This is a genomic window from Ramlibacter tataouinensis (assembly GCF_001580455.1).
Lineage (GTDB): Bacteria > Pseudomonadota > Gammaproteobacteria > Burkholderiales > Burkholderiaceae_C > Ramlibacter > Ramlibacter tataouinensis_B.
Genome location: NZ_CP010951.1, coordinates 687547 through 701495 on the forward strand (window position 1 = coordinate 687547; position 13949 = coordinate 701495).

The following is a 13949-nucleotide window of genomic DNA, read 5'->3' on the forward strand; positions in this document are numbered from 1 at the left end:
ACATGGGTTTCTCAATCGCGGGGCGGCCGATCGGGCCCGATGCTCCTCCTTTCGTGATCGCCGAAATGTCCGGCAATCACAACCAGTCGCTCGAGCGGGCGCTGCAGATCGTGGACGCCGCGGCGGCCAGTGGCGCGCACGCGCTGAAGATCCAGACCTACACCGCCGATTCGATGACGCTGGACATCGCGCAAGGCGAGTTCGCCATCAGCGACCCCACAAGCCTGTGGAACGGCCGCACCCTGTACGAGCTGTACCAGGAAGCCGCGACGCCCTACGACTGGCACCGGCCGATCTTCGAGCGCTGCCGCGAGAAGGGCCTGGTCTGCTTCTCGACGCCCTTCGACGCCGCGGCCGTCGATTTCCTCGAATCCCTCGGCGCGCCGGCCTACAAGATCGCCTCGTTCGAGAACGTCGACCTGCCGCTGATCGCCAAGGCGGCGTCCACCGGCAAGCCGCTGATCGTCTCGACCGGCATGGCGAGCGTGGCCGAGATCGACGAGGCCGTGCGGGCCGCGCGCGACGCCGGCTGCCGCGACCTGGTGCTGCTCAAGTGCACCAGCACCTACCCGGCGACGCCGCAGAACACCAACATCACGACCATCCCGCACATGCGCAGCCTGTTCGGCTGCGAGGTGGGCCTGAGCGACCACACCATGGGCACCGGCGTCGCGGTCGCGGCCGTCGCACTGGGCGCGACCGTGGTGGAAAAGCACTTCACGCTGGCGCGCGCCGATGGCGGCGTGGACAGCACTTTCTCGCTGGAGCCGGCTGAAATGGCCGCGCTGGTCACCGAAACGCGGCGCGCCTGGGAAGCACTGGGCCAGGTGAGCTACGGACCCACGGCCGCCGAGCAGAAGTCGCTGCAGTTCCGCCGCTCGCTCTATGTGGTGGCCGACCTCCCGGCCGGCACCCGGCTCAGCGCCGAGAACGTGCGCGCCATACGGCCAGGATCGGGGCTGCCGCCCAAGTTCCTGGGCCAGGTGATCGGCCGCGCGGTGGCGCGGGCGGTCAAGCGCGGCACGCCCGTGACCTGGGACCTCTTCGCATGAGGATCGGGTTTGCTTCGGTCTACGCCTGGCGCCCCCATGTCGAACACCTGATGTTCCTTGCCGGCCTTGCGCGCCAGGCCGGCCATGAGACCGTCTTCCTGGCCTGCGACGCCGACCTGCCCGCCTGCTACACGCGCGAACTGCGCGACGTGCGGCCGGACTGGATGGAATGCCTGTTCTGCCGGGTCGGCGGCGTGCGGTCGTTCACCGCCAGCGGCGTGAGCTCCATCGGCGCGCTGGACAGCGCAGATTCGCGCCCGGAACCGGCGCAGGCGCTCGAGTGGGCCGCCTCCAGCGCCAGCACGCTGGGGCGCTTCGAGTCGGCCGAGGACTACCGCAGCGCCGAATTCGCCGCGCTGCGCGGGCGGCTGGCGCCTTCGGTGCAGCGGGCCTACAGCGCGGCGCGCCAGTGGATCGCGCGCGAGCGGCTGGACGCCGTGTGCGTGTTCAACGGCCGCATGGACGCCACCCGGGCCATCTTCGAAGCCGCGCGGGACAGCGGCAAGCGCGTGATCAGCCTGGAGCGCAGCTGGTTCGGCGACGGCCTGCAGCTGCTGCCCGACGAGAACTGCCTGGGCCTTCGCTCGGTGCACGCGCTGGTGGACGAGTGGTCCTTCCGGCCGCTGACGCGCGCGCAGGCGCTGCACGCGGCCGGCCGCGTCGCTGCCCGGCTGACACGCACCAATACCACCGAATGGCGGGCCTACAACACCCAGGCCGCGCGCGCGGCCTGGCCGGTCGAGGGCGGGCGGCGCAAGCTGCTGCTGCTGCCGGGCAGCCTCAACGAGATCTGGGGCGATCCCGGCTGGGAGTCGGCCTGGCGCGATCCCACCGACGCCTACGACGCGATCATGGAGCGCTTGGGCCTGTCGCCGCAGGACCTGGTGCTGCGCTGCCATCCCAACTGGGGCGAGCGCATCGGCAAGAACGACGGACGGCTGCCCGAGCGCCACTACACCGACTGGGCGCGCGCGCGCGGCATCCACGTCATCGCCAGCGCCGACAGCACCAGCACCATGGACCTGATCGCGCACTGCGATGCGATCGTGGTCGCCAGCGGCAGCGCCGCGCTCGAAGCGGCCGCCATGGGCAAGCAGGTGATCGCCACCGCGCCGTCGATCTACCAGGAAGCCGGCTTCCGGACCGACGCGTCCGATCCTGCGCGGCTGCAGGAGCTCGTGCTGCAGGTCGAGCTGCCGGCGCAGCAGCAGGCCGCCGCCCAGCGGCGCGCACGCCGGCTGGCGCTGCGCTTTTGCTACGCGATGTCGCGCCGCCTGCCGCAGTACGCGCAGCAGGTGCGCGCCCTGTCGTCCTCGGCCTACCGCTACGCCCCCGGCGCCGATCCGCAGCGTTTCCTCGAACTGGTACGCACCGGCCAGCTGAAGGCCGACGACGCGTCCTTCGCCGACAGCGAGGCCGCGGAAGACGAGGTGCTGGTGCAGATGGAACGCGGCGAGTGGCGCGCGCTGGTGGCGCCGCCGGCCGCCGATGCCGACGACCCCTCGGTGCGCGTGAACCGGCGCTGGCTCCTGCGGCCCATCGACTACATCCGGGAAAAGATGCCCGTGGGCGACCGTTGAAGCCGCCGATGGCACCCGCTTCCGCGCCCGCACGCCCCGCCCGGCCGATCGCGCCCTGGCGCGCCGCGCAGCTTTGGTACTTGCCCCTGCTGGGCACGGCGATGGCGCTGATGATGGCGCGCATCCTGGTGATGGCGCGCCTGCTCGACGTGGCCGCCTTCGGCATCTACAGCGCGGGCCTGCTGGTGTCGACCACCTTCTGCATGCTGGCCTGCCTGGGCCTGCAATCGCTGCTGCAACGGGACATGCCGGTCATGGCCGCGCGCGGGCGCGTGCGGCGCGCGCTGGTGCTGCTGTTCCAGTCGGCGCTGGTGGCCTGCCTCTGCGCGGTTGTGCTTCTGCTGATCCCCGCGCTGGGCGTGGGCGCGGCCGGGCTGAGCGCGCCGGTGTTCGCCATTGCCATCGTCCACGGCCTCTCGCAGCAGGTGTTCCTGGTCGCCACCACCGAAAGCCGCAGTCTGGGACAGCCGGTGCGTTATTCGCTGCAAAACCTGGGGCGCGCAGTGAGCGTGACCGCTCTCAGCGCGGCGGCCGCGTCGCTGTCCGGCTCGGCGCCGCTGGCACTGGGCGTGGAGGCGGCGATGTCCCTGGCCTTGTCGGCGGCGACGCTGTCGCGCATGGCGGCGGCGCACGGCGCGCGCGCCCCCACGCTGCTCGCAGCGGCCTGGCGCACGATCCGGCGCGCCCGCTGGAATACGGCCCTGATCTTCCTCGGCATCTCGCTGGCGGCGTCGGCCGTGCTGACCGCGGACCGCTGGTTCGCCGCCGCCCTGCTGCCCGCGCGCGAGTTTGCGCAATACGCCTTTGCCGGCGTCCTGGTGCTGATCGCGCAGTCGACCCAAGCCATGCTCAACGCCTCCATCTACCCTGCCCTGGCCCGCCGCTATGCCCTGCAGGGCGCGGCCCCCACCTATGCCTTGAGCGCCCGCGTGTCGCTGTCGCTGCTCGGTGCGGCAGTGCTGCTGGCGGTTCCGGCGGGCTTGGCGCTGTCGGCCGCCGTGCAGCGCTGGTATCCGGCCTACGAACCCGCGCTGGCGATTCTCTGGCCGGTGCTCGCGGCCGGCGCGCTGCGGCTTTCCGATTTCTGGTCGAGCTTTTTGACGATCTGCGGCCACGAGCGCAAGATGCTGTGGCTGCAATTGCTGGTGGGCGGCGGCCTGTGCGCGGTCTGGGCCGCGGCCCTGGCGATGCGCGGCGCGGCGGCCACGCTGGCCGACTTCGCCTGGCTCGCCCTGCTGCTGTCGATCGGCATGCATGGCGGCGCGGCACTGGCGGCCACCAGGGCACAACGCAAGGGGGCGGTTGCGTGAAGGACGAGCTGGTCTCCATCATCACACCGGCCTACAAGGCTGCCGGCGTGATCGGCCGCACGGTGGATTCGGTGCTCGCGCAGACCTACCCCCATTGGGAAATGCTGATCGCCGACGACTGCTCGCCCGACGATACGCGCGCGGTGGTCTCGGAGTGGGCGCGCCGCGATGCGCGCATCCAGCTGATCCCGCTCGAGCGCAACGGCGGACCGGCGGCGGCCCGCAATGCCGCCCTAGCCAAGGCGCAGGGCCGCTGGGTCGCGTTCCTGGACAGCGACGACATGTGGCTGCCCAACAAGCTGGAACGCAGCCTGGCGCATGCGCAGGCGCACCGCTCGCCCCTGGTGTTCACCGGCTTCCGGCGCGTCAGCCACGACGAGTCGCGCACCGGCGACTACATCGGGGTGCCGCCCACGCTCAGCTACGGCCAGCTGCTGGGCAACACGGCTATCGCCACCTCGACCGTGCTGGTCGACCGGTCGATCTGCGGCGATGTGCGGATGCAGCGCGTGTACTACGACGACTTCGTGTGCTGGCTCGGCATCCTCAAGCGCGGCTTCGTCGCGCATGGCCTTGACGAGGACCTGATGCGCTACCGCGTCATGGCGCAATCGGTGTCCCGCAACAAGGGGCGCTCCGCGCGCGAGGTGTGGAAGACCTATCGCCAGGTCGAAGGCCTGGCGCTGCCGTCCGCCGCCTGGCATTTCTCGCGCTACGCGTTCAACGCGCTGCGCAAGTACCGGAAGTTCTGAGATGGCGGCAGACAAGGCCTTGCGGGTGGCGGTGACGGGCGCTTCGGGTTTCGTCGGCCGGGCGCTGCTGGCGCGACTGGCGCGGGACGCCGGCGATGTCGTGGCGCTGTCGCGCGCCGCCGCGGGCTGGCCCGGCGGCGTGCGCGCTCTCACCGTGCCCGGCTACGAAGACGCCGCGCTGCTGGCCCGCGCCTTCGCCGGCATGCAAGCCGTAGTGCATCTGGCGGCACGCGCGCATCGGGGCGGCGGCGATCAGGCCTTCGAATCCAGCGTGCGCGGCGCCAGCGCCGTCGCCCGGGCCGCCCGGGACGCCGGCGTCGGCCGTCTCGTACTCATCAGCTCGATCGGCGTCAACGGCAACCGCACGCGAGAGCAGCGGCCCTTCACCGAGGCCGATGCGCCCGGCCCCGTCGAGCCCTACGCGCGCAGCAAGTTGCGTGCGGAGCAGGCCGTGGCCGAGGTGCTGGGGGCCTCGGCGACCAGCCTGACCATCATCCGCCCGCCGCTGATCTATGGACCGGGCGCCCCGGGCAACTTCGCCCGCCTGGTCGGCGCCGTCGCGCGCGGCTGGTGGCTGCCGCTCGCCGGCATCCACAACGCACGCAGCCTGGTCGGTATCGACAACCTGCTGGACCTGATCTCGCTGTGCCTGGATCACCCCGCGGCCACCAACGAGCTGTTCCTCGCCGCGGATTCGCAGGACCTGTCCACGCCCGAGATGGTGCGCTGCATCGCCGCCGGGCTGGGCCGGCCGCCGCACCTGCTGCGCTGCCCGCCGCAGGCGCTGCGCCTGGCGGCATGGGCCACCGGCCGCGGCCGGATCGCGGAAAGCCTGTGCGACTCGCTGCAGGTGGACGCCGGCAAGGCAAGGCGCCTGCTGGGATGGATGCCGGCCCGCTCCGCCGCCGAAGGCGTGCGCGAGGCGGCCAAGGGGTTCCTCGCGCCATGCTGAAGCGTGCCATCGACTTCGCCCTGGCGCTGGGCGCCCTGGCCGTGCTGGCGCTGCCGATCGCGCTGGTCGCGCTGGCCGTCAGGCTGACCTCGCGGGGGCCGGTGCTGTACTGGTCCGACCGGGTGGGCCGCGGCAACCGGATCTTCCGCATGCCCAAGTTCCGCAGCATGCGGGTCGACACGCCCGAGGTCGCCACGCACCTGCTCGCCTCGCCGGAGCAGTGGCTGACGCCGATCGGCAGCTTCCTGCGCAAGAGCAGCCTCGACGAGCTGCCGCAGCTGTGGAGCATCCTCAAGGGCGACATGAGCATCGTCGGCCCGCGCCCCGCCCTCTTCAACCAGAACGACCTGGTGGCGCTGCGCACCGAGCACGGCGTGCACGAGCTGCGGCCCGGCCTGACCGGCTGGGCCCAGATCCATGGGCGCGACGAGATTCCGATCCCGGAGAAGGTGCAGCTCGATGCCTACTACCTGAGGCACCGCACGCTGGCGCTGGACCTGCGCATCATGGCCCTGACCTTCGTCAAGGTGGTGCGGCGCGAGGGCATCACTCACTGAACGGGCTACCCGGGCAAGGAGCCCGGCCAAAAACTTAAAATGCCGGGTTCGGCCGCGCGCCGGCTTCGAAAATCCCCCCAAAACCCATGTCCGAGCAAGAACGACCCACCCCGCCCCAGGATGAAAACCAGCTGATCGCCGAACGCCGCGAGAAGCTGAAAGCGCTGCGCGAGGCCGTGAAACAGGGCAATGGCGTCGCGTTCCCCAACGACTTCAAGCCGGGCCACCGCGCCGCCGACCTGCTGGCGCACCATGGCAGCAAGGCGCCCGAGCGGCTGGAAGAAGAAGCCGTCCAGGCGAGCGTCGGCGGGCGCATGATGCTCAAGCGCGTGATGGGCAAGGCCAGCTTCGCGACCCTGCAGGACGCCACCGGGCGCTTCCAGATCTACGTCACGCGCGACGGCGTCGGCGAGGAAGCCTATGCCGCCTTCAAGCACTGGGACCTGGGCGACATAATCGGGGCCGAAGGCAAGCTGTTCAAGACGCGCACCGGCGAGCTGTCGCTGCAGGCCACCAGCATCCGGTTGCTGACCAAGAACCTGCGGCCGATGCCCGACAAGTTCCACGGCGTCGCCGACCAGGAAGTGAAGTACCGCCAGCGCTACGTGGACCTGATGATGGACCCGGCCACGCGCGACCGCTTCGTGGCGCGCAGCAAGGCGATCAGCGGCATGCGCGACTTCATGGTGTCGCACGGCTTCCTCGAAGTCGAGACGCCCATGCTGCACCCGATTCCCGGCGGCGCCAACGCGCGGCCCTTCGTGACCCACCATAACGCGCTCGACCAGGCGATGTACCTGCGCATCGCGCCCGAGCTGTACCTCAAGCGCCTGATCGTCGGCGGCTTCGAGCGCGTGTTCGAGATCAACCGCAACTTCCGCAACGAAGGCATCTCGGTGCGCCACAACCCCGAGTTCACCATGATGGAGTTCTACGCGGCGTACTGGAACTACCAGGACCTGATGGACTTCACCGAGGCCCTGGTGCGCGACGCCGCGCAGAAGGCCGTGGGCACGCTGCAGCTGACCTACGACGGCAAGCCGGTGGACCTGACGCAGCGTTTCGAGCGCCTGACCATCCCCGAGGCCATCCGCAAGCACACCGACGCCGGCGACAAGGTCCTGGACCGCGAGTGGTTGATCAATTCCCTGCGCAAGCTGGGCCTGACCGAAGAGAAGAACCGTTTGTCCACGCGCTCGCTCGCCGCGCTGCAGGTGATGTACTTTGAGGAGACGGTGGAGGAAAAGCTCTGGCAGCCGACCTTCATCATGGAGCACCCGACCGAGATCTCGCCGCTGGCGCGCGCCAATGACCAGCGGCCGGAGGTCACCGAGCGCTTCGAGCTGTACATCACGGGCCGCGAGTTCGGCAACGGCTTCTCCGAGCTGAACGACGCCGAGGACCAGGCCGCGCGCTTTGCGGCCCAGGCGGGCGCCAAGGACGCCGGCGACGACGAGGCGATGTTCTACGACCAGGACTTCGTGCGGGCGCTCGAGTACGGCATGCCCCCCACCGGCGGCTGCGGCGTGGGCATCGACCGGCTCATGATGCTGCTCACCGACAGTCCCAGCATCCGCGACGTGATCCTGTTCCCCGCGCTGCGCCGCGAATCCTGACGCGTACATGAGCCGCGCCGGCACGCTCGGCCTGGATTTCGGCACCTCGAATTCGGCGATCGCCTTCGTCGGGCCGGATGGCAAGGCGCGGCCGGTGCCGCTGGAGGGCGGCGAGCCGATGCTGCCGACCGCGGTGTTCTTCAACGCCGAGGAGCGCAGCATCCATTTCGGGCGCGAGGCGATCGCGCTCTACCTCACCGGTGTCGACGGGCGCCTGATGCGCTCGCTCAAGAGCCTGCTGGGCAGCAGCCTGCTCGAGGAGCAGACCCGCGTGCCCGAGGGCATGGTGAACTTCAAGGACGTGATCGCGCGCTTCCTGCGCGAGATGCGCACGCGTGCCTGTTCCCGCCTGGGCCACGACGTACGGCGGGTGGTGCTGGGGCGGCCGGTGCACTTCGTCGACGACGACCCGCGGCGCGATCGCCGCGCCCAGCAGGCGCTGACCGAAGCGGCGTCCGCCGCGGGCTTCGAGGAGATCTCGCTCGAGCTCGAGCCGATCGCAGCGGCCTTCGACTACGAGCGGCGCGTGCACCGCGAGACCGTGGTGCTGATCGTGGACATCGGCGGCGGCACCTCGGACTTCACCATCGTCAGGCTGGGGCCGGCACGCGCGCGCCACCGCGAGCGCGGCGACGACGTGCTGGCCACCACCGGCGTGCATATCGGCGGCACCGACTACGACCGCAAGCTGAGCCTGGCGCGGGTGATGCCGCTGCTGGGCCTGCGGCACACCGGCCCGACCGGGCGTGAAGTGCCCAGCGGCGTCTTCTTCGACCTGGCCACCTGGCACCTGATCAACTGGCTCTACACGCCCAAGGCGCTGCGGCAGGCGCAGGACCTGCGCGTGGACTACGGCGACCCCTCGCTGCACGATCGCCTCATGAAGGTGCTGGGCGACAGGCTGGGACACCGCATTGCCAGCGAAGTCGAGCAGGCCAAGATCCGCACCTCGATGTCCGCGGCGGGCACGGCGATCGACCTGTCGTGCATCGAGGCGTCGCTCGCGCCCGCCCTGAGCGCCGAGGCCTCGGCCGCGGACCTGGCCGAGCTGCTGCAGTCGGTGGTCGACTGCGGCCACGAGTGCGTACGGCGCGCCGGACTCTCACCGTCGCAGCTGGATGGCCTCTATCTCACCGGCGGTTCGTCGGCGCTGCGGCCGTTCCAGCAGCTGCTGCGCCGGGAGTTCCCCGAATCGGAACTGATCGTGGGCGACCTTTTCGGCGGCGTCGCGTCTGGGCTCGCGTACGCCGGTTCGCTCAGGTAGTCAGGGCAACAGGTCCAGCGCGTGCATGTACTCGGGGTGCGCCATCAGCGCATCCCAGCTCAGGGCCGGCCCGCGCGGCAGCAGGGCCAGCCGGCGCTCCTCGCTGGCTTCGCTGGGCAGCCACAGGCCCTCTTCCTGCGCCTGCGCCAGGCCGTCCAGGAGTTCGTCGATCGCGCATCCGCCTTCACTTTGTACCGACTGGTTGCACAGCGGGACCATGTCGCAGCCGGCATTCAGCGCCAGCACCGCAGCCTCGGTGAAGCTCAGTTCCCGGCCGCCGACCTGACGCGCGCCGGCCATGCTCAGGTCGTCGCTGATGATCGCGCCCTGGAAACCCAGGTCGGCGCGCAGGATCTCTTCCAGCCAGCGCTCGGAAAAGCCGGCGGGCTTGTCATCGACCTGCGGATAGATGACGTGGGCCGGCATCACGCTGGCGAGCGTGGTGCTGAGCCAGCGGTAGGGCGCCGCGTCCTCCGCCAGGATCTCGGCCAAGCTCCGGGTGTCGACCGGGATGTCGGTGTGCGAGTCCGCACGCACGAAGCCGTGGCCGGGAAAGTGCTTGCCGCAGTTGGCCAGGCCGGCGCGCAGCAGGCCCTGCATCAGGCTCTTGGCCAGCAGCGCGGCGACCCGCGCGTCGCGGTGGAAGGCGCGGTCGCCGATCACGCCGCTTTCGCCCCAGTCCAGGTCCAGCACCGGGGTGAAGCTGAAGTCCACGCCGCAGGCGCGCAGCTCCGCGCCCAGCACGAAGCCCGCCGCCGTCGCCGCGTTGGTGGCCGCCATCGCATCCTTCATCCACATCTCGCCGAATGCGCGCATCGGCGCCAGGTGGGTGAAGCCGTCGGTGCGGAAGCGCTGCACCCGGCCGCCCTCGTGGTCCACGGTGATGAGCAGGTCCGGCCGGACCGACTTGACCTGCGCGCACAGGTGGGTGAGTTGCTCGCGGTCCTGCCAGTTGCGGCCGAAGAGGATGATGCCGCCGGTCAGCGGATGCGCGAGGCGCTCGCGGTCGATCTCGGTCAGCTCGGTCCCGGCGATATCCAGGACCAAGGGCGCATGTTCGGTCATTGCAAGTGTCCTGTCTCGCAAATAGCTTGCGTTTCGCTGCGCCGTATCGGGGCGCAGGCAAGGCGCGGGTGCGGGTCAAGCCTGGGCGGCTTGACCCGTGGCCGCAACGCGGCGTGCGCCCCGATACGGCGCAGCCCGAAGGGTTCGGCGCCTGCGGGGCCCTCGGCGTGCGCCCAGAGGGGGTCAAGACGCCCAGTCTTGACCCCCTCTGGCCACCCGCCGATCATCCCCGCAGGCATCCGAACGAAATGCAAGTTATTTGCGAGACAGGACACTATTCTTTCTTTTCGACGACGACGAAGCTCGCCGCGTACTCGCTTTCATCGGTGACGCTGACGTGGGCCGTGAGCCCGCGCGCCTCGAACCATTCCTTCAGGCCGCCGTGCAGCACGATGGCGGGCCGGCCGCCGGGCAGGTTGGCGATCTCGCACAGCCGCCAGGTCATGGGCATTCGCATCCCCAGGCCAACCGCCTTGCTGAAGGCCTCCTTGGCGGAAAAGCGCGTGGCCAGGTAGCGCAGCCCGCGCTCGGGCCAGCGCGCGCAGCGCGCCTTCCACACGGCCAGTTCGCCGTCGCTCAGCACCTTGCGCGCGAAGCGCTCGCCGTGCCGCTCGAAGGAGGCACGCACGCGCCGCACGTCGCAGACGTCGGTTCCGATGCCGTAAATCATGATGGGGCGAAGGCGCCGTCGATGCTCGCCAGGTAAGCCTGGGTCGTGGCTTCGTAGCCCTGTTCCAGCGCCTCGGAGATGAAGGCATGGCCGATGGAGACCTCGCTGACGCCGGGCACCGCCATCAGGAATTCGGTGAGGTTGGCCTGGTTCAGGTCATGGCCGGCGTTCACGCCCAGCCCGCAGTCCAGCGCGGCCTGCGCCGCCTGCGCGTAGCTGCGCAGCACCTCGGCCTGGGCCGGCGTGCCGAAGGCCTTGGCATAGGGCTCGGTGTACAGCTCGATGCGGTCGGCCCCGGCATCGCGCACCAGGGGCATCGCGGCCGCGACCGGATCCATGAACAGGCTGACGCGCACGCCCAGGGCCCGCGCCTCCTCGATGATCGGGTTTAGGCGGGTGGCGTTGGCCTGCATGTCCCAGCCGTGGTCGCTGGTGAACTGGCCCTCGCTGTCCGGCACCAGCGTGCACTGGTGCGGGCGCAGCTCGCGCACGAAGTCCATCAGGTTGTGGAACGGGTTGCCTTCGATGTTGAACTCGGCGCGCGGCCAGGCCTTCAGCAACTCGTGCAGTTCGCGCACGTCGTGGGCGCGGATGTGACGTTCGTCGGGGCGGGGATGCACGGTGATGCCCTGCGCCCCGGCCCGCAGGCAAAGCGTCGCCGCGCGGGTGACGCTGGGAATGCCCAGGTGGCGGGTGTTGCGCACCAGGGCCACCTTGTTCAGGTTGACCGAGAGCGCGGTGCGGGCAGCGGAGCTCATAGCAACTGGAGATCGATCATCAGCTGGCGGGTGCGAAGCTGGCTGACCCCGCAATGGTAGTGCAGCAGCGCGCGCAGCTGCGGCTTCAGCCCGGGTCCGCACGAGGCCGCCGCGCGCAAGGTGGCCTGGAACGGCGCGGCGTCGCCGAGGGCGGCCTCCAGTGCCGACCAGTGATCGCCGGGCAGGCCCGGTCGTTCGTCCTGCTCGCCCATGGCGATCAGGCCCGCTTCCGGCAGCAGGGTGTAGAGCTCCTCCGCTTCCACGGGCGCCAGCGTCAGCGTCTGCATGTTGAGGGCCGGAAGCAGGCCGACTTCGCGCAGAAGGATCAGCTCGAAGGCCCGCAGCGCGGGCTCGATGGCCTCGGCCTGCTGGAAGCCGAGCACGCCAACGGCGCCGGCATAGGCGTCGAACAGGCGCGGATGCGGGTCGTCCCGCGCCAGCAGCCGCAGCAGCAACTCGTTGATGTGCAGGCCCGAGAGTAGCGCACCGCCGGCGGGCATGCCCTGCCCGCCCGTCCACTCCGCGCCCTTCAGAGTGCGGATTTCCGCGTCGCCGCCGAACGCGATGCGCAGCGGCTGCAAGGGCAGCAGCACGGGCCGGAAGTTCGAACTCGGCCGCTTCGCGCCCTTGGCCACGAGCGCGATGCGCCCGTAGTGGCGCGTGAAGGTTTCCAGGATCAGGCTGGATTCGCTCCAGTCGTAGCGGTGCAGGACGAAGGCGGGCTCGTCTCCGATGCGCTTAGCCATAGGCGACCAGGCCGGCGCCAAGCCGCCCCAGGGCCTCCCTATTCATAGCCGAAGCTGCGCACGCGCGCTTCGTCGTCCGCCCAGCCCGAGCGCACCTTCACCCACAGTTCGAGGAAGACCTTGCAGTCCATGAGCTTCTCCAGCTCTGTGCGCGCTTCGGTGCCGATGCGCTTGAGCCGCTCGCCCTTGTCGCCGATCACCATCGCCTTGTGGCTGTCGCGCTCGACGATGATGGTGGCGGCGATGCGCACGAGGCGCTTGTGCTTGGGGCTCGGCTCCTCGTCGAACTTGTCCACCACCACGGTGGAGGTGTAGGGCAGCTCATCGCCCGTCAGGCGGAACAGCTTTTCGCGAACTGTCTCGCCGGCGAGGAACTTCTCGCTGCGGTCCGTCAACTCATCCTCGCCGTACCACCAGGGCTGCTCGGGCAGGTATTTCTCGAAGATGGGGAACAGCCGCTCGATGTCCTTGCGGTTCTTGGCCGACATCGGGACGATCTCGGCGAACTCGTGCTTGCCCGCCGTCTCCTGCAGCCAGGGCGCCGCGTCGGCCCGGCGATTCAGCTCGTCCAGCTTGTTGGCGACCAGGACCACCGGGATGCCGGGCTTGAGCAGCGCAAGCACCTTGGCGTCGCCGGGCGTGAACTTCCCCGCTTCGACCACGAACAGCACCAGGTCCACATCCCCCACGGCCCCTTGCACCGTCTTGTTCAGCGACCGGTTCAGCGCCGTGCCGTGCCGGGTCTGGAAGCCCGGGGTGTCGACGAACACGAATTGGGACGCACCCACCGTGCGGATGCCGGTGATGCGGTGGCGCGTGGTCTGCGCCTTGCGCGAGGTGATGCTGACCTTCTGGCCTACCAGGGCGTTGAGCAGCGTCGACTTGCCGACATTGGGCTTGCCGACGATGGCGATCAGGCCGCAGCGCTGTGCGGGAGTGTCGGTCATCGAGCCTTCGATTTGAGCGTGAGTAGCATGGCGGCGGCCGCAGCCTGCTCGCCCGCGCGGCGCGAGGCACCGATGCCCCGCTCGACCACGCCCAGCTCGGACACCTCGCATTCCACATTGAAGGTCTGCTTGTGCGCCGCGCCCAGCGTGCCGGCCACGCGATAGACAGGCAGCTTCATTTTCCGCCCTTGCAGCAATTCCTGCAGTTCGGTTTTCGGGTCCTTGGCGCCGGCCGCCATGCCGGGGTTGATTTCGATGCCCCTGTAGAGCCGGTGCACCAGCGCCTCGGCCGCCGGGTAGCCGGCATCCAGGTGCACGGCACCGATGATGGCTTCGAGCGCATCGGCCAGGATCGAGGGACGGCGGTGGCCGCCCGAGCGCGCCTCGCCTTCACCCAGGCGGATGACCTCGGCCAGCCTGAGTTCGACCGCCAGGCGATGCAGGGTGTCCTGCTTGACGAGGTTGGCGCGAACGCGCGAGAGGTCGCCTTCCGGCAGGGCCTGCAGCCTGTCGTACAGCAGCGCCGCGACGGCCAGGTTGAGGACCGAGTCCCCGAGGAACTCGAGCCGCTCGTTGTGGTCCGCCGAGAAGCTGCGGTGCGTCAGCGCGCGCGCGAGCAGGCCGGGGTTGCCGAACCGATGCTGCAAGCGCTCCTGCAACGCGACCAGGGGACCATCCAC

General features: G+C 70.1%; 14 protein-coding genes. 8 read left to right on the top strand and 6 right to left on the bottom strand.

From position 1 onward, the window contains the following. Positions 1 to 2 precede the first annotated feature (2 nt). The 8 genes from pseI (at position 3) to UC35_RS03380 (ending at position 9083) form a co-directional block, all read left to right on the top strand. Positions 3 to 1052 carry a pseudaminic acid synthase gene (pseI, locus tag UC35_RS03345; RefSeq protein ID WP_061496172.1) on the top strand — a complete coding sequence of 350 codons (1050 nt, stop codon included), beginning with the start codon at positions 3 to 5 and terminating at the stop codon, positions 1050 to 1052. Further along, entirely contained in the window at positions 1049 to 2632 is a 1584-nt protein-coding gene (locus UC35_RS03350; protein ID WP_061496174.1) for a hypothetical protein, read from the top strand. Before pseI ends, UC35_RS03350 begins: the two co-directional genes overlap by 4 nt. Before the next feature lie 8 nt (positions 2633 to 2640). Further along, positions 2641 to 3942: a lipopolysaccharide biosynthesis protein gene (locus UC35_RS03355; RefSeq protein ID WP_061496175.1), complete on the top strand. Its 1302-nt coding sequence runs from the start codon at positions 2641 to 2643 to the stop codon at positions 3940 to 3942. Further along, positions 3939 to 4694: a glycosyltransferase family 2 protein gene (locus UC35_RS03360; protein ID WP_061496177.1), complete on the top strand. Its 756-nt coding sequence runs from the start codon at positions 3939 to 3941 to the stop codon at positions 4692 to 4694. Before UC35_RS03355 ends, UC35_RS03360 begins: the two co-directional genes overlap by 4 nt. 1 nt (position 4695) lies before the next feature. Continuing rightward, a complete protein-coding gene (locus UC35_RS03365; RefSeq protein WP_061496179.1) occupies positions 4696 to 5646 on the top strand; it encodes an NAD-dependent epimerase/dehydratase family protein in 951 nt (316 codons plus the stop codon). Further along, the gene (locus tag UC35_RS03370) at positions 5643 to 6203 is read left to right on the top strand and encodes a sugar transferase (RefSeq protein WP_061503657.1); all 561 of its coding nucleotides are present in this window, start codon (positions 5643 to 5645) and stop codon (positions 6201 to 6203) included. Before UC35_RS03365 ends, UC35_RS03370 begins: the two co-directional genes overlap by 4 nt. An 86-nt stretch (positions 6204 to 6289) precedes the next feature. Next, positions 6290 to 7819: a lysine--tRNA ligase gene (gene lysS / locus UC35_RS03375; RefSeq protein ID WP_061496181.1), complete on the top strand. Its 1530-nt coding sequence runs from the start codon at positions 6290 to 6292 to the stop codon at positions 7817 to 7819. A gap of 7 nt (positions 7820 to 7826) precedes the next feature. Then, a complete protein-coding gene (locus UC35_RS03380) occupies positions 7827 to 9083 on the top strand; it encodes an Hsp70 family protein (protein WP_061496183.1) in 1257 nt (418 codons plus the stop codon). On the opposite strand, the gene nagZ is transcribed toward UC35_RS03380, so the two are convergent. The 6 genes from nagZ to rnc form a co-directional block, all read right to left on the bottom strand. After that, a complete protein-coding gene (gene nagZ, locus UC35_RS03385) occupies positions 9084 to 10148 on the bottom strand; it encodes a beta-N-acetylhexosaminidase (protein WP_061496185.1) in 1065 nt (354 codons plus the stop codon). Positions 10149 to 10422: 274 nt separating this feature from the next. After that, the gene (acpS, locus tag UC35_RS03390) at positions 10423 to 10818 is read right to left on the bottom strand and encodes a holo-ACP synthase (protein ID WP_061496187.1); all 396 of its coding nucleotides are present in this window, start codon (positions 10816 to 10818) and stop codon (positions 10423 to 10425) included. Then, complete coding sequence (locus tag UC35_RS03395; RefSeq protein ID WP_061496189.1) at positions 10815 to 11576, bottom strand: pyridoxine 5'-phosphate synthase; 762 nt, start codon at positions 11574 to 11576, stop codon at positions 10815 to 10817. Before UC35_RS03395 ends, acpS begins: the two co-directional genes overlap by 4 nt. Further along, positions 11573 to 12322, bottom strand: a complete 750-nt coding sequence (recO, locus tag UC35_RS03400) for a DNA repair protein RecO (protein ID WP_061496191.1) — start codon at positions 12320 to 12322, stop codon at positions 11573 to 11575. Before recO ends, UC35_RS03395 begins: the two co-directional genes overlap by 4 nt. 38 nt (positions 12323 to 12360) lie before the next feature. Continuing rightward, positions 12361 to 13269, bottom strand: coding sequence for a GTPase Era (gene era / locus UC35_RS03405; RefSeq protein WP_061496193.1), 909 nt, complete (start codon positions 13267 to 13269; stop codon positions 12361 to 12363). Next, positions 13266 to 13949, bottom strand: coding sequence for a ribonuclease III (gene rnc / locus UC35_RS03410; RefSeq protein WP_061496195.1), 684 nt, complete (start codon positions 13947 to 13949; stop codon positions 13266 to 13268). The genes era and rnc overlap by 4 nt, the downstream gene beginning before the upstream one ends.

Coding starts and splice junctions, on each gene's coding strand:
- pseI (WP_061496172.1), top strand. CDS start 3: ATGGGTTTCTCAATCGCGGGGCGGCCGATCGGGCCCGATGCTCCTCCT.
- UC35_RS03350 (WP_061496174.1), top strand. CDS start 1,049: ATGAGGATCGGGTTTGCTTCGGTCTACGCCTGGCGCCCCCATGTCGAA.
- UC35_RS03355 (WP_061496175.1), top strand. CDS start 2,641: ATGGCACCCGCTTCCGCGCCCGCACGCCCCGCCCGGCCGATCGCGCCC.
- UC35_RS03365 (WP_061496179.1), top strand. CDS start 4,696: ATGGCGGCAGACAAGGCCTTGCGGGTGGCGGTGACGGGCGCTTCGGGT.
- lysS (WP_061496181.1), top strand. CDS start 6,290: ATGTCCGAGCAAGAACGACCCACCCCGCCCCAGGATGAAAACCAGCTG.
- UC35_RS03380 (WP_061496183.1), top strand. CDS start 7,827: ATGAGCCGCGCCGGCACGCTCGGCCTGGATTTCGGCACCTCGAATTCG.
- nagZ (WP_061496185.1), bottom strand. CDS start 10,148: ATGACCGAACATGCGCCCTTGGTCCTGGATATCGCCGGGACCGAGCTG.
- acpS (WP_061496187.1), bottom strand. CDS start 10,818: ATGATTTACGGCATCGGAACCGACGTCTGCGACGTGCGGCGCGTGCGT.
- UC35_RS03395 (WP_061496189.1), bottom strand. CDS start 11,576: ATGAGCTCCGCTGCCCGCACCGCGCTCTCGGTCAACCTGAACAAGGTG.
- recO (WP_061496191.1), bottom strand. CDS start 12,322: ATGGCTAAGCGCATCGGAGACGAGCCCGCCTTCGTCCTGCACCGCTAC.
- era (WP_061496193.1), bottom strand. CDS start 13,269: ATGACCGACACTCCCGCACAGCGCTGCGGCCTGATCGCCATCGTCGGC.